General features: G+C 56.1%; 17 protein-coding genes. 10 read left to right on the forward strand and 7 right to left on the reverse strand.

Translation table 11 applies throughout. The annotated features are described in order from the left end of the window. Positions 1 to 25 precede the first annotated feature (25 nt). From ACOQOT_RS13680 to ACOQOT_RS13695, 4 genes are read left to right on the forward strand one after another with little or no spacing between them, the layout of a single operon-like run. Entirely contained in the window at positions 26 to 1564 is a 1539-nt protein-coding gene (locus ACOQOT_RS13680; RefSeq protein ID WP_420559753.1) for a type I restriction-modification system subunit M, read from the forward strand. Continuing rightward, the gene (locus tag ACOQOT_RS13685) at positions 1561 to 2739 is read left to right on the forward strand and encodes a restriction endonuclease subunit S (protein ID WP_420559754.1); all 1179 of its coding nucleotides are present in this window, start codon (positions 1561 to 1563) and stop codon (positions 2737 to 2739) included. The genes ACOQOT_RS13680 and ACOQOT_RS13685 overlap by 4 nt, the downstream gene beginning before the upstream one ends. Before the next feature lie 2 nt (positions 2740 to 2741). Beyond that, entirely contained in the window at positions 2742 to 3578 is an 837-nt protein-coding gene (locus tag ACOQOT_RS13690; protein ID WP_420559755.1) for a hypothetical protein, read from the forward strand. Between the two features lie 12 nt (positions 3579 to 3590). Further along, positions 3591 to 6977 (forward strand): DEAD/DEAH box helicase family protein, encoded by a 3387-nt coding sequence (locus ACOQOT_RS13695; protein WP_420559756.1) that lies wholly within the window; start codon positions 3591 to 3593, stop codon positions 6975 to 6977. A gap of 77 nt (positions 6978 to 7054) precedes the next feature. Here ACOQOT_RS13695 and ACOQOT_RS13700 read toward each other — a convergent pair whose 3' ends face one another. The 5 genes from ACOQOT_RS13700 to ACOQOT_RS13720 all read right to left on the reverse strand — a co-directional run bounded on the left by ACOQOT_RS13700 (position 7055) and on the right by ACOQOT_RS13720 (position 12053). Then, positions 7055 to 7966 (reverse strand): ArdC family protein, encoded by a 912-nt coding sequence (locus tag ACOQOT_RS13700; RefSeq protein ID WP_420559757.1) that lies wholly within the window; start codon positions 7964 to 7966, stop codon positions 7055 to 7057. A gap of 517 nt (positions 7967 to 8483) precedes the next feature. Continuing rightward, on the reverse strand, positions 8484 to 9404 hold the full coding sequence (locus ACOQOT_RS13705) for a nucleotidyl transferase AbiEii/AbiGii toxin family protein (protein WP_420559758.1): 921 nt from the start codon (positions 9402 to 9404) through the stop codon (positions 8484 to 8486). Then, a complete protein-coding gene (locus ACOQOT_RS13710; RefSeq protein WP_420559759.1) occupies positions 9394 to 10236 on the reverse strand; it encodes a type IV toxin-antitoxin system AbiEi family antitoxin domain-containing protein in 843 nt (280 codons plus the stop codon). The genes ACOQOT_RS13705 and ACOQOT_RS13710 overlap by 11 nt, the downstream gene beginning before the upstream one ends. A gap of 86 nt (positions 10237 to 10322) precedes the next feature. Further along, a complete protein-coding gene (locus ACOQOT_RS13715) occupies positions 10323 to 11297 on the reverse strand; it encodes a hypothetical protein (protein WP_420559760.1) in 975 nt (324 codons plus the stop codon). Positions 11298 to 11321: 24 nt separating this feature from the next. Beyond that, positions 11322 to 12053 carry a tyrosine-type recombinase/integrase gene (locus ACOQOT_RS13720; protein ID WP_420559761.1) on the reverse strand — a complete coding sequence of 244 codons (732 nt, stop codon included), beginning with the start codon at positions 12051 to 12053 and terminating at the stop codon, positions 11322 to 11324. 72 nt (positions 12054 to 12125) lie between these two features. Here ACOQOT_RS13720 and ACOQOT_RS13725 point away from each other — a divergent pair, with 72 nt between their 5' ends. From ACOQOT_RS13725 to ACOQOT_RS13745, 5 genes are all read left to right on the forward strand, one after another. Then, positions 12126 to 12518 (forward strand): hypothetical protein, encoded by a 393-nt coding sequence (locus tag ACOQOT_RS13725; RefSeq protein ID WP_420559762.1) that lies wholly within the window; start codon positions 12126 to 12128, stop codon positions 12516 to 12518. A 33-nt stretch (positions 12519 to 12551) separates the two neighbouring features. Further along, positions 12552 to 13001: a hypothetical protein gene (locus tag ACOQOT_RS13730; RefSeq protein WP_420559763.1), complete on the forward strand. Its 450-nt coding sequence runs from the start codon at positions 12552 to 12554 to the stop codon at positions 12999 to 13001. A gap of 6 nt (positions 13002 to 13007) precedes the next feature. Further along, positions 13008 to 13436, forward strand: coding sequence for a Rap1a/Tai family immunity protein (locus ACOQOT_RS13735; protein WP_420559764.1), 429 nt, complete (start codon positions 13008 to 13010; stop codon positions 13434 to 13436). 375 nt (positions 13437 to 13811) lie between these two features. After that, positions 13812 to 14138, forward strand: coding sequence for a hypothetical protein (locus tag ACOQOT_RS13740; protein WP_420559765.1), 327 nt, complete (start codon positions 13812 to 13814; stop codon positions 14136 to 14138). Between the two features lie 12 nt (positions 14139 to 14150). Further along, complete coding sequence (locus tag ACOQOT_RS13745; RefSeq protein WP_420559766.1) at positions 14151 to 14468, forward strand: hypothetical protein; 318 nt, start codon at positions 14151 to 14153, stop codon at positions 14466 to 14468. Here the strand turns inward: ACOQOT_RS13745 and ACOQOT_RS13750 are convergent. Further along, on the reverse strand, positions 14465 to 15457 hold the full coding sequence (locus ACOQOT_RS13750; RefSeq protein ID WP_420559767.1) for a relaxase/mobilization nuclease domain-containing protein: 993 nt from the start codon (positions 15455 to 15457) through the stop codon (positions 14465 to 14467). The two genes, ACOQOT_RS13745 and ACOQOT_RS13750, sit on opposite strands and share 4 nt — an antisense overlap. 16 nt (positions 15458 to 15473) lie before the next feature. Further along, positions 15474 to 15803 carry a plasmid mobilization protein gene (locus tag ACOQOT_RS13755; protein WP_420559768.1) on the reverse strand — a complete coding sequence of 110 codons (330 nt, stop codon included), beginning with the start codon at positions 15801 to 15803 and terminating at the stop codon, positions 15474 to 15476. Between the two features lie 300 nt (positions 15804 to 16103). On the opposite strand from ACOQOT_RS13755, the gene ACOQOT_RS13760 reads away from it, so the two are divergent. Then, entirely contained in the window at positions 16104 to 17150 is a 1047-nt protein-coding gene (locus ACOQOT_RS13760) for a hypothetical protein (protein WP_420559769.1), read from the forward strand. Positions 17151 to 17185: the final 35 nt, after the last annotated feature.

A 17185-nucleotide genomic window follows, 5' to 3' on the forward strand; every position in this document is an offset into this window, starting at 1 on the left:
AACATACAATTGAGCGGGGACACGAATGCTAACCGGAGAAATCAGAAGCCAGATCGACGGCATTTGGAATGACTTCTGGGCGGGCGGCGTTGCCAACCCACTCTCCGTCATGGAGCAAATGACCTATCTCCTCTTTATCAAGAGGCTGGATGAGCTGCATACGCTGGAAGAAAAGAAAAGCCAGCGCCTAGGCACTCCGATGGAGCGGCGTATTTTCCCCGAAGGCAAAGATGAAAAAGGTCGCCCTTACGACGATCTGCGCTGGTCCCGGTTCAAGAATTTTGAATCCGGCGAGATGATGAAAGTGGTGGATGAGCATGTCTTCCCTTTCCTCCGTGTTCTGAACGGCTCCCAATCCGCCTATGGCAAGCTGATGCGTGATGCACGGCTCGGCTTTTCAAACCCGGCCTTGTTGGCAAAGGTTGTCGATAAGCTTGACCGTATCCCGATGGAAGATCGGGACACCAAAGGCGATGTTTACGAGTACATGCTCTCGCGCATTGCGAGCGCTGGGCAGAACGGTCAGTTCCGCACGCCTCGTCATATAATCCGGTTGATGGTGGAACTGACGGAGCCTAAGCCCACCGACATTATTTGCGATCCTGCCGCTGGCACCTGCGGCTTTCTGGTCGCCGCCGGTGAATATCTGCGCGAACACCACCCGGAGATTCTGCGCGACCCAGCCCTACGCAAGCACTTCCACGACAATCTGTTCCATGGCTTCGATTTCGACACCACCATGCTACGCATTGGCGCAATGAACATGACGCTGCATGGCGCGGAAAACCCGAACGTTACCTACCGTGATAGCCTGGCCGAGGAACATGGCGAGGATGCGGGCGCCTATTCACTCGTACTGGCCAACCCGCCCTTTGCCGGATCGCTGGACTATGAGGCAACGGCAAAGGACCTGCAAAAGATCGTCAAAACGAAAAAGACCGAGCTTTTGTTTATCGCCCTCTTTCTGCGGCTCCTGAAAACTGGCGGGCGCGCGGCGGTAATCGTCCCGGACGGCGTGCTGTTTGGCTCTTCCAAGGCGCATAAGGAAATCCGGCGCACGTTGATCGAAGATCACAAGCTTGATGCCGTTATCAAGTTACCCTCAGGTGTTTTCCGCCCCTATGCGGGTGTCTCCACCGCCATTCTAATCTTCACCAAGACCGGTGTCGGCGGCACCGATCACGTCTGGTTCTACAATGTAGAAGCCGACGGCCTCTCGCTTGACGATAAACGCACGCCCCTGCTTCCGGCCGAAAAGCTTGGGCCGGTGCCCGCTAAGCCGTTAACCGCGGAAGAGAAAGAGAAAAACAACCTGCCCGACGTGCTCGCCCGTTGGAAGAAGCGCGGCGGGACAGAACTGAAAAATCCGCGTACAGCACAAAGCTTCTGCGTGTCCAAAGCGGATATTGCTGCGGCAGACTTCGATCTGTCTCTCAACCGCTACAAAGAAGTGGAACACGACGAGGTCGAATACGACCCGCCCGCCAAAATCATCGCCGAACTACGCGCAATGGAAAAGGAAATCTCCGATGGCCTTACTAAGCTGGAGGATATACTGGGATGACCGCCCCCCGTTTTCTAAAGATTTCAGATTTCTGTGAAACCGGAAGCGGTACGACACCATCTCGTCAAAAGCTGGAGCGTTATTATGGTGGGAGTATACCCTGGGTTAAGTCAGGTGAACTTCGCGAATCGGAGATAACGCAAACTGAAGAAAGCGTTACTGAAACGGCCCTCAGAGAAACCACTCTAAAGCTGGTTCCTGCCGGCGCTCTTCTCGTCGCCATGTATGGCGCAACCGTTGGCAGAGTAGGCCGCCTAGGCATTGAGGCAACTACTAATCAAGCAGTCTGCCATATACTACCCGATCCTTCGCTGGCAGATAATCATTACATATTTCACGCGCTATGCGCGAAAGCCACAGAGCTAATCGCAAAGGGCGTTGGCGGCGCCCAACCAAACATCAGTCAGAGGATGATAAAGAATACGGAAATCTATCTGCCCTCGCTTGAAGAGCAAAAGCGGATTGCTTCAGTCCTCGAACAAGCAAACGCTCTGCGCCGCACCCGCCAACGCTCTGTCGAACGCCTTAACACCCTCAGCCAAGCTCTCTTTTATGAAATGTTTGGCGACCCATCGAGCAACCCTCGAGGATGGCCTGTAGGCACAATTCGCGACCTCGTAGGAGAAGTGAAATATGGAACCGCGAAGAAAGCGCATACGGAACCGCGAGGGCTTCCGGTCCTCAGAATGGGGAACATCACCTATGACGGATGCGTCGACACGCGCGACCTCAAATATGTAGAACTCCTCGCCAAAGAAGTCCCCAAGTACACCACCAGATACGGCGATATTCTGTTTAACAGGACCAATAGCAAGGATTTGGTTGGAAAGACCGCCGTTTTCACGGAACCAAAGCCAATGGCAATCGCGGGATATCTGGTGCGCGCGCGAGTCAACGAGCATGCCGATCCATTCTACATTTCGGCGTACCTTAATTCCAAGCATGGCAAAAAGACGCTCCGAAGCATGTGCAAAAATATTGTCGGAATGGCGAATATTAATGCCCAAGAATTTCAGGACATCACGATCCTCATGCCGCCCGTCGAGGCACAGATAGCGTTCGGAAAGAAGGTCGAAGCGCTGTCTGCCGCAAAAGAAACGTTTACGGCGCACCTGAGAAAGCTGGATGCATTGTTCATCTCTTTGCAACAACGCGCCTTCCGAGGAGAACTGTAACCATGAGGGGAGAGGTTATCGGCGTCTGGTCAGAAACATGGCGCGAAATTTGGTCGAAACTGGCCAAGCATCCTGACGCACCCGGTGATCTTTTCTGCGAACTCTATCGCGAGCTCGTCGGTGCATTTGAAACGCCCCCCGACGTGACAGCTCTTGCGGATTTTGTCGACCAACCGGAACGGGCGCGCGCCGCCTTCAGGAAAACCAAAGCAACCGTATTTTGTGGCGAGTTTGCGCTGGTTGAGTTCATGGAGCGGGCGCACAACACCGTCGTCGATCTCGGTGGCGATCCACTCGCGAATCGTTATTTCTTGTTGGCAGAGGCCTTCCTCAATAAGTACAGCCTGCGCTATGACTTGCGTCGCCCCTTCAGCTTAAATCCGACTTTGCCTGGCGTCTTCGCACGCCTAATTCGCGATCTGAAGGATGCGACTGCGCGCGATGCAGACCTGCACCCGCTCATGGTCGAGTTTGAAGATGCGATACGTGACCTGCGCGCCGACCGCTCCGCCGGGCGTATCAAGACCTGCATTCAGAAACAAGTGAACTTGCTGGAGGCCATTGGTCAGCGCTGCCCTGGCGTAAACGCAAATACGAACACGCTTGGCCGGATGTGCGACGAAGTCGGAACTTGGCCGCACAACAAGGTCAAGGAGGCGATGAAGGACATTTACAAATTCGCTTCCGACTATCCTGGCATTCGTCATGGCGGCAACGCCCAGAATCGTCTCCGGGAAATCGAAATGCGGGACCTGGTAGGCATCAGCGTCCTGCTCGCTGGCTTCTCCCCATATCTGACCGATTTGATCAATTCCGAAACAATTTATCGCGGTACCTAGAGAGGAAGCGGCATGACACAGTTTCACTTCCTCCTGCCCGACTTCTCCGAAGTTCATGAACATGCCGCCAAGGCGGAAGCCCTCGCATTGTCTGACCCGCGAGGAGCCTCTTTCTACGCGCGCTTGGCGCTCGAAGTTGCAGTCAAGTGGATGTATGCGCATGACCGAACGCTGCGCTCACCATATGAATCGACGCTCTCAGCCTTGATACACGAACCGACGTTCCGCCAACTTGTCGGCAATGGTCTCGTCACTAAAGCCAAGTTGATCAAGGATTTGGGAAACTTTGCCGTCCATGAGACGAAGCCAGTCGCCCCAGCGCGCGCCGTCACGGCGTTGAAGGAGCTATTTCATGTTTCCTACTGGCTGGCGCGGACCTATGGACGCACCGCAAAGCCAGAGCCTGGCCTTCAGTTCGATGGCAACAAGCTAGAGAAGACAGTCACGATCACGGCCAGCACGGTCCAGCAGATTAAGAAACTTCGTGAGCGCTTTGACGATCATCAGAAGGAACTGGAGAAGGAAAAAGCTGCTCGCCTGAAGAGCGATGGCGACCGCTTGAAGCTGGAAAGCGAAATTAAGCGACTTCAGGATGAGATCGCGAAGGTCAAGAAAGCCAATCAGGCCATTCCCGACGGTCATGACTACAACGAGGCGGAAACACGCGACGCTTTCATTGACCTGTTGCTTCGCGAGGCGGGCTGGGCACTCGACCAACCTGAAGACACCGAATACCCCGTCACCGGTATGCCAAACAATACCGGCGATGGATTTGTCGATTATGTCCTGTGGGGTGATGATGGCAAGCCGTTGGGTCTGGTGGAAGCAAAGCGTACACGACGCGATCCGCGCGAAGGCCAGCGCCAAGCCGAGCTATATGCCGATGCGATGGCACAAAAATTCGGCCAGCGCCCAATCATCTTCTACTCAAACGGATACGAGCATTGGATTTGGGACGATGAGCGCTATCCGCCGCGCTCCATCCAAGGCTTCCTGAAGAAAGATGAGCTGGCGCTTGCCATTCAACGCCGTTCGACACTGAAATCACTGGCTCCAGAAAACATCAATTCGGAAATCGTTGAGCGCTACTATCAAACACGGGCAATCCGCCGCATCGCCGAGGCGTTTGAGAAGGACAATCTGCGCAAGGGCCTTTTGGTGATGGCCACGGGGTCGGGCAAGACCCGCACTGTTATTGCGCTATCCGATCTTCTGATGCGTGCCAATTGGGCGCGGCGCATCTTGTTCCTGGCCGACCGCGTGGCTTTGGTCAATCAGGCGGCGGGCGCTTTTAAGAAGTTTTTGCCTCAAGCATCGCCTGTAAATCTAGTGACCGACAAGACGGCCCATGGCCGTGTCTACGTCTCTACCTATCCCACAATGATGGGGCTGATTGATGAAACTAAAGGCGATGTTCGCCGGTTCGGGCCTGGTCATTTCGATCTGATTATCATCGATGAGGCCCATCGCTCCGTTTACCGGAAGTACAAGGCGATCTTCGACTATTTCGACAGCCTCCTGGTCGGCCTGACAGCCACGCCGAAAGATGAGGTGGACCGCGATACCTATTCTCTCTTCGATCTCGAACGCGGTGTTCCGACAGACGCTTACGGATTGGATGAAGCTGTTCGCGATGGATTCTTGGTACCACCGAAGGCAGTTTCAGTCCCGCTCAAGTTTCAGCGGCAGGGAATCAGTTACGATGAACTTTCCGAGGAAGAGAAAGAAGCTTGGGACGCCATCGAGTGGGATGAAGACGGTACGGTTCCAGCCCGCATCGAGGCGGCTGCGGTCAACAAGTGGCTCTTCAACGAAGATACGGTCGATAAGGTTCTAGAACATGTGATGACGCATGGCCTGAAGGTGGCCGATGGCGACCGACTGGGTAAGACCATCATCTTCGCCAAAAACCATGACCATGCACAATTCATTGCAGAACGATTCGACGCGAATTATCCGCATCTCGCAGGCAAGTTCGCCCGCGTCATCGACTTCAAGACCGAGTATGCGCAGTCCCTGATAGACGACTTCTCGTCCCCCGACAAAGCGCCACATATCGCAATATCCGTTGATATGCTGGACACCGGCATTGACGTGCCAGAGGTAGTCAATCTCGTCTTCTTTAAGATCGTCCGCTCAAAAACCAAATTTTGGCAGATGATTGGACGGGGAACGCGCTTGTGTTCCGATCTCTTCGGAGTAGGTAAGGATAAAGAATATTTTCTCGTTTTCGATTTTTGCCAAAACTTTGAGTTTTTTAACCAGAACCCTGATTTTACAGAAGGCTCTTCGGCGGCATCTCTTGGCGAACGCATATTCGCCACTCGCGTCGAATTGGCCGGAGAACTAGGCAGCAAGAAAGCGGCAAAAGACGACATTCATGAATTGAGGAGTGATGTCATTGCCCTCCTTCGGGAGGAAGTGAACGGGATGAATGTCGACAACTTCGTCGTCCGCCCCAAACGCCGTCTTGTTGAGAAGTATCAGAGCGATAGGCCGTGGCAGAATCTTGGCATCGAAGAGCGGACGGAGCTGATCCAGGAGATCGCTGGATTGCCAACTGCGACAGTTGACGATGATATCGACGCCAAGCGCTTCGATTACCTAATTCTGCTGACTCAGCTTTCTGTGCTGCGCACCGAGAAAAGCTTCGCCGCCTATAAGTCGAGAATCATCAAGCTCGCATCGTTGCTTGAGACAGAAGCCAGCAACGTGCCCATGGTGAAGGAACAGATGGACTTCATTCTTGAAGTTCAAACCGACGAGTTTTGGCAGGACATTACCCTGCCTATGCTGGAGGGAGTTCGCCGCCGCCTGAGAGGTTTGATCAAACTTATCGAAGTTAAGAAGCGTCCTCATGTCTATACCGATTTTGAAGATGAAATCGGCGATGCTGAAGAAGTGGAACTGGCGGGAGTGTCGGCCGGTACCGACATGCAAAGATTTCTGAAGAAAGCCCGGCACTTCTTGAAGGAGAATGAAAACCATATTGCCATTCAGAAAGTTCGTCGCAATGAGCCGCTTACGGTGCAGGACCTCAGTGAGTTGGAGCGCCTGTTTCTCGAAGCAGGCGTTGCAGAGCCTGAAGATATCGTAGAGCTGAAGAAGAATAGCAGCCTCGGCCTTTTCATTCGGTCACTTGTGGGCTTGGAGCGAGAGGCAGCAAAAAAGGCCTTCGACGAGTTCTTGGCTCATCGGACACCAACTGCCAATCAGATTGAGTTCGTCAATCTCATTATTGAGCATCTGACTGATCGAGGTGTGATGGAACCAGGACGTCTCTACGAAAGTCCATTTACGGATTTAGATGTCTTGGGTGTGGAGGGTGTCTTTGAAAGTGCCGATGTTGTGGAATTGATCAACATTCTTGAGGACGTGCGCAAGCGGGCGACGGGTTAAGCACGTTCAATAGGAGAAGTGGGCTGCGCCAAAGCCTTCTCAAAAACGCGAGAAGCATAAGCGGTATTAGAGGCCGCCTAAACGGCGGCCTCAGTCGTGCGGGACTGAAGGTTGCTGAGATAATCGGCCGCCTTGCTGGCCTGACTCGCCGCAGTGAAGATGGCCTTCTTGTCGGCCCTCATCACTTCAAGCCAATGGCCCAGGTATGCGGCATGATCCGCGCGCGGCTCCAATGAGATGCCAAGCTCGGCACACAGGAACGCAGCGCCCAGTTCGGCCACAAGCTCTTCCATCGCATAGGCGTTGTCGCCGAACCGCTTGCCGAACTGTCGGTCACACCGGTTAGATGCGCCGGTCCAGTGGGTCAGCTCGTGCAACAGCACCGAGTAGTAGCTCTCGGTAGCGGTACTGGTCTCAGTGCCAAGGAAGCGGCTCTGCTCCGGCACCTGAATGGCATCCGAAATGCGGTCGTAGTAGGCCCGTTCGCCACCATGGCGGATAGTCGCTCCGGTCGCCTGGATATAAGTTTCGGCATGGGCGATAGCCTCGGCGGGATTGGCCGGTAGGGGCTCTTCCGGCAGGGTGAAACCATCCACCTGATCGGCGTTGAAAACGTAGCTTGCTTTGGCAACGAAGCGCTTACCACCATCATCGTCGGCGTCGATTGCGTTGTCGCCCTCAAGCTCCTTGTAGAAGACCACAAAGCTGGACTTTTCGCCTTTGCGAACCTGTGCGCCGACAGATTGCCACTGGCGGTATGTGCCCCAGAGGCCGGACGAGAAGCCCGTCAATTCAGCCGAAGCCCAGAGGCTAATCACGTTCACGCCCCGATAGTGCGCGCCGGTGGCGACGTTCTGCGGCCGGTGGGACGCGAAGCTGCTGCGATGCCAAGGCATCTGGAATGTCCCCTGCCCGGCTTCGATGGCGGCGACGATGCGGTCAGTGACCTGGCTGTAAACGTCTGCCCGTTGGTTGCTCTTATATGTCATGTGTCGATCCTCCTTTTGCGGTTGGGAGCCGCACGCTTCGCGGCCTTGTGAGGCCAAAGCGCAGCGGAGGACCGGAGGCGGCATTCCGCAGGAACCGAAACACAGTGGAGGACGGCAAGGACGGCGCTTTTTGCAGCGCGAGGAATGGCGCACGCCGTGCGCCAGGGGAAAAAGCAACGTCACACGCCGTTGCCCATACGGGACTCGATGCGATGGTCCGAACACATAAGGACGTGAATGCGCGACTCTCGTCTGAACCGCTGGAGGTCGCCACAACACACGCATCAACAGGCAGCTACGGCCATTACTCGGCAGCTAGATGCAAGGCAGAGAGTGCGGGGGAAATTCAACGAAGCTGGCTAGCGAAGCCCTGCCTTGCTACGCGGATATTCCTCGGCTCCAGCCACAGATAGGGCGGCGAGCGTGGTGATAAACCGAGAGGGAAGTTGACGCGGACACAAGGGCAAAGCCTTAAGGGCGAGCAAGCATAGCTTTCGAAATCCGGGTCGCTTCCGCGTCAGCTGGTAGCAACTCGCTGTATCTCTTTGCGCTGCTGAGCGTGCTTCTCCGGATCGCCCGTCTTGAGCTTCGTTAGATTCAGCAACTTCCATTTGACCGCTGGAAGGTCAGCGGCACCCGGCAACCCGATCAGATCGAAATCCGGTGTTGTATCGTGCACGGACAGAAGGAAGTCCGTTGCACGCGTGTCCAGACGTGCCTGAATATCGGCAATGAGCTGGGCCCTGGTTTCAACCAATTCGTCCAGCGGTATCGGGTCCCTCGTCATGCCTTCAAACTCATGTCTGTACGGCGCATCGAGGTTCACAAGACCGGGGTTCAGCAATTCGTGGATCGGACGATTTGAGCTAACGAGATAGACAAGGAAGGTACGGAAGAGCTCATCCGTGAGGCCTTCATTGTCGTAGAGAAGCTTCACGTCATAGAGGTCGCGGGGGTGCTGCCGATCAAGAGCGGCTACCAGCTTGCCGCCGAAGAGGTCGGCAAACGAGACGACTTGCATTTCGGCGAACCCGTAGCGCTCTTCAACGCTCGGGGAGACGGTTTTCAACTCGTGTGCATTGACCGTTCCGCGCATAACCGGCGAGGTTTCGATCTTCACATCGACATTAGCCTGGGTAACCAGAATCCGCGTGTCACCGCCGCCACCGCCATCTACCCGTCGAACGCGGGCACCGCTGAGGCTTTGCTGCAAGTCGGTACCGATGCGCTCCAGCGTGGCATCTATCTCAGTCAGAGTTTCAGCTCTGTCCTTTATGGGCAGATAGGTGAGGTCTATATCGACCGACAAGCGGGGCATATCGCGGTAGAACAAATTGATCGCCGTGCCGCCTTTGAGGGCAAAGACTTTCTCCTTTGCCACGAACGGGAGAACCCGGACGAGCAACTGCACTTGCGCATCGAAGGTCTCACGAGCCATCGGCGTCATCCTTGTAGCTCGCGACAAACTCGGGAGGCACGGTTATGCGGTAGACGGGGTGGAGCTTTCCGCCTTTCACAAGCGAGCGGTCCCCGCGTCCGAAATTGATCTCTCGTTTGTCGAGATGCTTGCGCCATGCATGATTGTGGCGATCGGCAAAAACAAAGAACAGCCGAACCACTTTGATTTTCTTGCAAGCCTTAAGCAGCACCATAAGCTTGCGAGGGCTTAGGTTGACCAGCCCCTCAAACGCCATGTCGACGGTATGAAAGCTTTGCTCGTCCGGCAGCTCGTCTATGGCTTCGAGGATCGCCCGTTCGGGCGATGAAGATATCATCGACCAACGCCACCATGGCGATGCCTCTTCCTGCCCGCCCGGTTTGCCCGTTATCTCGTCAAGGCCTGTTGTCGAAGTGTCGAAGAGATTGCAATTGCGCGTCTCAAAGCGCGCGCGCGCGGGCACCTTCCGGATCCAGCCGGGTATCTCGTTGCCATAGAGAAAAACTGTCTCATTGCCGCTTATGGACAGGTAGTGGGCGTGACCATGGAGCCTTAGTGCTGTCATGCCCCCGACATGGAGTTCGTAGTTCATTATTCTTTGCAGCGAGAGAACGACGATCTCCCAGTCCTTTACGACCTCGCGCTCCTCTCCCCGCCGATACGGCCTCCGATAGACGCCGTGGGCCACATGCTCCAACCAACCACGCGATTTGTACTTGTGGATGGAAGAACGGCCGACCTCATGCTTTGCCAGCCAACGGGAATCGACCAGAAATCCAGGCGGCACAGCCTCAAGAACGCTCTTTAAGTTATCTTTGTTTTGTTCGCTCATAGGAAACAAAATACAGGGATTTCAAAGCAGCATCAAGAAACACTTTGAAAAACACTGAATATGTTCTCCATATGAGAACAAATCACTCATTTTTCAAAGACACCACTTAGAGGCATTAAAGCCAACTCTTCCTCGGCAAAAAGAGCTTCCGTCAGGGCAGGATTTTGGTGAACCGCTGAGGTAATACCTTCCTCGCTCAAACCCTCCCGGGTTAGGCGCAGCCAGGCCAACGACCGGACGCAATGCCAGCCGGAAGGGCTGTCCTCGAAGGCCACCGCCAGCCGCCTCGCGAGATAGGGTGAAGGTCCATGGCTGCCATAGGGCCCTGCCCCCATGAGCGCTTTCAGGGCCTGCCGGGGCGAACTCCTTCGCGTCGCAAGCTCCTCAATAATCCGGCCCGCCGCGTCCTGCTCGCCATGCGGCTCAAATGCCTCATAGAGACGCCGCCGCGCCCGCCGCGCGGCCGTCATAGCTTCCAGCCAATTGCGCCCCTCCCGAGGTGCTCCAGCCGTCACCGTCCCGTCTTCAATGCAGTGACGAACTGTGTCGTCAAATAGCTGCCGAGCAAGGGTCGCCGACTGCACATCTGCCGGGGTCTTTGCCTGGCGCACGACCTGAGCCAAGTCCCGTCGAAACAGGTCAAGGGGCTTCTGATCGGACGAACTCTCCTCAAAGTAATCTCTCATGCGATCAAGCATTGCAGAGGCGACCGGCTCTCGCACCAGATCGATCCCCTGCTCCGCCAGTCTGGTCTCGATCAGGGGCAAAGCATCTCGGATGTAGCGGGCTGCAACACGTCCACCGACGCGGACATGGTGCAACTCACGAGCCGTGTCGTAGTTGACGGCCATGGTCTTCTGGAGCCGCCGATAGACTTCCTGAAGTCCTGCGTGAATGGCGGCGGCAGCCTCCTCCTCTGTGCGAGGCGTCGGTTGACCATCAGCCAGCTTGTCGAGAAAAGCCTGACGCGCCGCCTCCATATCGGGTTCAAGAGAGGAAGTTTGGCGCGCCCTGCGAAACATATCTTCGCCGCAAGGGTATGACAGCTCCGCATCACTCAACAAGAATTGCGTGCCCTTCTACCTCTAAAGTTCCAGCGCGTATAACTCCTGAATCTCTTCCGACTGGATGCAGAGGTAATCGAGCGTCTGCCGCTGCGTTGCATGACCGAACGCCTCCATCAGAAGTGGCAGCGCTGCCTTTCCCTGCATACGCTGGTGATACCCCCAGGTCTTCCGCAATGTGTGAGAACCGTAATTGCCTTTAAGTCCGGCTTCCGCACACCAGCGTTTGACCATCTGGCTGACCACACTCACCTGCAACGCCTCACCCGTCTTGTGAGATCGGAACAGGGGAGCCTCGGGAGAAGGGTCTGGGTGAACAGCGAGCCATTCCCGAATGGCGTTTACCACTGTCTGGTTGAGGGTGATGGCGCGGTAAGTCTGCGTTTTGCGCTGCTTCAACTCGAAGCGATCCCCTGCCCTCAAATGGGCAACATCCCCAACATGGATGGAGAGAAGTTCGTTCGCCCGGAAGGCTGTGTTGATGCCGAAAGTAAAAAGGCACAGGTCGCGCGGCGATCCTTCCCGCAATTTCTTGATGCGCCGAATGTCCGCAACACTGCGGATCGGCTCGACTTTTATCGACGCGCCTGGAAGCGGGTGGTTGTTGTTCCGTGCCTTTGCTCGCGACCCCAATATGCCCTTTCCTCGAATATCAAGTTTTATCCAGAATTTGATATTATTGGTTCTGCTTGCTGGCTGCACAAGGAAAACATGCAAGCTCACACAAAATATCTTCAGGGTATCAAATTTCACTCCGTAGACGGATCGATATCAAGTTTTGGATAGAAAACGATATCGTCCCCTACACCGTCACGGAGGTAAACCGTGTTTCAGAAGATAAAGGCGTTCGCGCTTCTCGGCGCCACATCCCTTACCCTCATCAGCCTCAGCGGTTGCGACCAGGTCAGCAGCAGCTTCGGCCCCGCCAAGGAACTTATCGGCGAATGGGGTGCAGCCCCTAACGACACGCGGGCTAACGTGGTCGTTGGCTGCGGCACCGGCAAAACACTCACCTTTTCGTACCGAAGCGGCGATCTGGCAATGAGCGGTCCCACGGGAAGCTCTCTCATCAGTCGGGTGGAGAGAACCAGCGACGGCTGGGAACTCTATGCCGAGGGCCTTCCCAACGCGCTTGTGATCACCCAGCTTTCAGAAAACGTCATCTCGCTCAACATGGGTCCAATACTCGGACAAAACACGTTCCAACGTTGCTCATAAAGTCACCGCCCTCTGCCAAAGCTGGAGCAAACAATGAAGCGCACTCTCGTCATCGGCGGCCTCATGGCTGTCGCGGGATTCGCGGCTGGCATGTATGCCGCATCGACAATCTCGCTCCCCGTCTCGGAAGGACCGCATTCCACTACGGCGGCATCGTCGGAAATGAATGTTGGAAGCAATATCCCTGAACTGATCGACATCGTCTGGGGACCAGTGACCGATCCCAGCAACCGTACACCCGACTGCAACAGCGACCGTCGTTTCACCTTTTGGCAACACGACAATTCTCTATATTTGGAGCTGCCTTTTGCTGGCGCAGCATTTCGCCTCGACAGGGTGGAAGAGGTCGCCGAAAATCACTGGACGCTCCATGCCGATGCTGCCGGGCATCCGATGAACGGATTCGAACTAACTATGGTCGAACCCGGATATTTGGATGTACCCCAGATGCGCCCTCATCGCCATTTCGCACGCTGTGGATAGCCGGAAATGCGTCTTCTTCTGGCTGCCGCAATCGCCGTCGCATTGCTAGGCACGGCACAGGCAACAGCAGGTCTCTCAGACGCCGAGGTGATTGTCGCTTACTGCCGCAAAGCGGCTCCGGCACTCGCCGGAAAGGGCGTACCGGTTGAAGACAGAACCCCTGTTGGAATGTGCGTCGGGTATATCTCCGGACTGGCCGACGCCTTTCAGCATCTGTGCGCCACAAGCCATCTGAAAGGCAGACTCCCACTGGAGCAACGCAAAGGGATCGCCTCTGTCACCGCAAACCCGGAAAATCAGAGCTACGCGTCCATTATCTCCAGTTTTATCAAGTTCGCGGACGAGAACCCCGACTTGCTCGACATCACTCCGACACCACTCCTGTTGCAGCGGGCACTGCAACAGGAGTTCCCCTGCAATATCCCGAAAGAATAGCGCCAGACTTGAAACGACCGGCCGGCACCCTCATAATTATCCGTATACGAATATTTGAAAGACCTGAGTTGAGTTTTGATAGACGGAGAACATGGAATGCGGTCAAGGTCATAGAAGCAGATGCTTTTAAGTCTGCATCGCTTGCATTTCACGACCGCTGGCTGGAACACCAGAACCCTGAGGACCTAATTCGTCGCGATAAGCTAGCGATTGCCAGCACGCACGCATCTCTCTCGGGTATGCACGGTCCGCCCCCACCTAATGGCACACCAAGTCTGATGGATCGGGTAAGGCGCCCACGCAAGCCTACCCCTCCCACTGCCAAAGGGGCGCAGCCCGCTCCCGAGCAAGATCAGAGTAATCCAGGCAGAAGAGATGACGGTCATGAACTCTAAACGTCGCTGTTTTACCGAATGCCCGTTCATGAGTGCGGCTGACGAAGGCCGAGTGCACCATGAGCGCCGTTGGCTTCTCGAAACACGCGCACTTCACAACAAGGCCGTTCATCGAGGCTACCGAAATTTGCTCGAATGCTTTGAAGCATTGACCCCTGAAATGATGGCCTTGCCACACTTCGCAGCAGAATGGTGGAGCGATGAATTGAGAGTCATCGAGGCAAAGGAACATATCGATTGGTTAGACAAATGGCGCCACCAGCTGGCTCCATACGACCCATATTGCTATCTCGCGACGGTCCATTAAGCTTGGGCCACAATGGCCGACGAACCCGAATCCGATCCTGAGATAAAGCGCCTGCGGGCCGACCGGGCCCGGCAGGAAAGGATGCGCGAGGCGGCAGCATTGCGAGACGCCGGTGAGAGGGCTGAAAAGACAGCCAATGAAGCGCGAAAGCATCTTGCAGGCGTCAACAAGCACAAACACCTGAGGGAGACGCGCGCGGCTGAGGAGAAAGCTGGCCGTGACAACACCGAACGCCCGTCACTCCTTGAACGACTAAACCAACCGAGAAGCGAGCAACGGAACCGGGGTTTCCGCAAGCGCGGGGAACAAGATCGGGAACCCGAACGCTAACGCTCGGGACCATCTCGGTCTTCCCTGCGACGAAATCCTCTCTTCTGGCGAGGCTTGCTCTGCCGGTTCAACCTGTCCAGTAGGCTCTCCTGACCACCGAACACCCATTCCCTGAGAGTTTTGCCCATCCGGGCAACCTGATCCCGCAGACCTTTCGCCATGTCCCAGTAGCTGCGGTGCTGCTGCCGCTTCGTTTGCCGCACCTCGGCATAGGTATCGAACGTCTCTCCAAAACGCTCTTCAAGCCCTGACTTGCGGGCGCGCTTACCCATCTCCGAGAGTTTGGCGTAGCGCTCACCATTGGTGAGGATCACACCAGGTCCCTTGGCGTAGAGCGTCACCCCCTCCTGACGGAGGAGTTCGTCAAGCTCACCCCAGCCCTTGGCAGCCTCAAAATGGGGCGCAAGACGGCCGCGCAGCTCGCTTACGTCATCCTTGCTCCAGCGATCGAGCGTCGAAACGTCCAGGCGTTCGGCGAGACGCTGCTCGCCCTTGGTCGGCCGCCTCTGGACACTCTTGTCCCGCTCGGTGCCGCTCAGGCGTCCGGGCACCTGTGTCAGTCCAAGCTCCTTCTCCTGATCCTTGAGAGAGCGCTCCAGCCGCGTCTTGTACTTCCACTTCTCCCACGCGACGCCGGTCTCCGGGTGTACGCGGTTCACCATCACATGAACATGTGGATGCGCCGTATCGTCATGGGCAACGATAACGGCCTGGTGCTCCGCAAGGCCAAGATCGGCGAGGGTGCGATCAGCGATACTGAGCATTTGCTCCTTCGGCAATTGCTCGTATTCCGGCCAGCTGATCGAGTAGTGAAAAACGGGGTCCTTAACCCGCTTCGACAACATCGCCGTCGAGCGCATCATCAGAGGCACGAGATCGGGGTCGGTTGTCGGCAGATTGCGGGCTTCCGCCCACGCCACACGGTCGCCGCTGTGGAGGTATCTGGCGAGCCCGCCAAAGCCGGATCCGGTGCGCGCATCACCGATCATCCGACGGTCCCGCCCGTCAGCCGATCCGGCGCACGGCCGAAAGGACCTCGCCCAGGGCATTGTCCAGCATATCGCTGGCCGGTGCCCGCCCGGCGTGAGCCAGTTTTGTCAGCTGGTTGAGATTGTTGCCAAGCCCAGCCAGTTGACGAACGATTTCGGCCGCAGCGTGGGAAGGTTTCGCCCTAGGCTTCTCGCCCAGGGCGGCCGCACGCACAAATGCCGCATAAGTCATACCGCAAGCCTCAGCTGCTTCCCGCAGCTGCGCGAACTCGGACGCTGTGAAGTAGGTCTTCACACAGCGGTCACGACGTTCGCTCTCGGGCTTGCGATAGCTTTTTGGCGGCATTTGTCATAGCTCCCGGCGTTTGAGGGCAAGCAGGTGCGTCGAGGCAACACCGTCAGGTGGCGCTGATACCACCAGGTTTCAGGACCATTTTTGGGCCCAAACCTCCTGCTTGCTCCTGCAAACGATCAATCATCCGGACACAGCCTATCCAAGATGGACCGGCTGTCGCAACACTTCGTGTCCTGACGACACCGTTGCTCAAATGACAAACCTATCCGTATGAGGATTCTTTCGTCTTTGCACGTCCAAAAATGGCTAAGCTAACTGCGACGGAGACAATCAGACGCGGGGGCATCTGGCATGACTGAGAGCTGGGGCAAGAAGCTTGGCAAGGGGCTCTTTGAGGGTGGAAAGAAACTCGGAACAGAAATTCTAAAGGCAGGCAAGGCCGCGGCCGAACAGATAGCGGATCAAAAGGCGGCCATGGACGAGCGCCAGCTCACCCAACTCCGGGAGCAAATTCGCGCCAAACTGGCCATAGCCGAGACCTATCGGCACAATCTCAAAGTAGCGCAGGCGTTAGACGCATTTCCGCCGAACTGGAACGGGTTCGAGCTGGCCCCCACCCGCGAGCTTTCTCGCGGCAAGTGCATGGTAGCATTGGATAGCGCCGTAGACGCTGCGCGGGACGCGGCAGACCGGGCAGCACGTGAGGCTAGCGCCGAACACGAGCGTCACGCCAGAATTGAACGCATACCCGCCCTCTTTGCCGATAGAGGCAACGAACTAACCCTCTCCCTCGACGAAATGTACATTCGCACCGAGGGTCAGAGCGAAGCAGCCCGTGGCGCTTGGTATCTGGCGGTGCGTGGTATTCCTCGACAACTGGAATTCGCAAGGCTCGTGGCAGATTTCGATGATGTACAACACAATCTGCTGAAGACCTGGATGCTACTGCACGCGCACGGGATACTGTCGGATTTCGCCTACTACGCCCTCTACATTCCAATTATCTACAACGATGGCCAGTGCCGACGATATGTCGCCGATAATGCGCCCCTTCCAGGCGCGGAATGGGAGCGGTTCAAGGAACATATGGGGCGCACCAGCATGTCAGCGGCGGAAGCTTGGGAGCGAATGCGAGCGGAGATTCTCGACGCGGAACAAATGACAGAAGACCCAGTCGTCCAAGACCTGCTGCATGACGCGCTCTACGGTGGCAACTCCTGGATGCGCGTCGGTGAACTCAACAAGACAGGATTCTTCATCGACCACATAACGCCGACGTCTCTTATTCTCGGGCCGCTAGCAGACGCTGAAAAGTTGGTGAGCGAAGACGGGGAAGGCTCCCTGCTCACCGTTGCGCCGCCTGGTACAGGCAAGATGTTGATTGCCGCTGAGATCTGACCCGGTATTTTCACCGAGAATTGACCCGCCTCGTG

Source organism: Tepidicaulis sp. (assembly GCF_965222285.1).
In the GTDB taxonomy this organism is placed as follows: Bacteria; Pseudomonadota; Alphaproteobacteria; order Parvibaculales; family Parvibaculaceae; genus Tepidicaulis.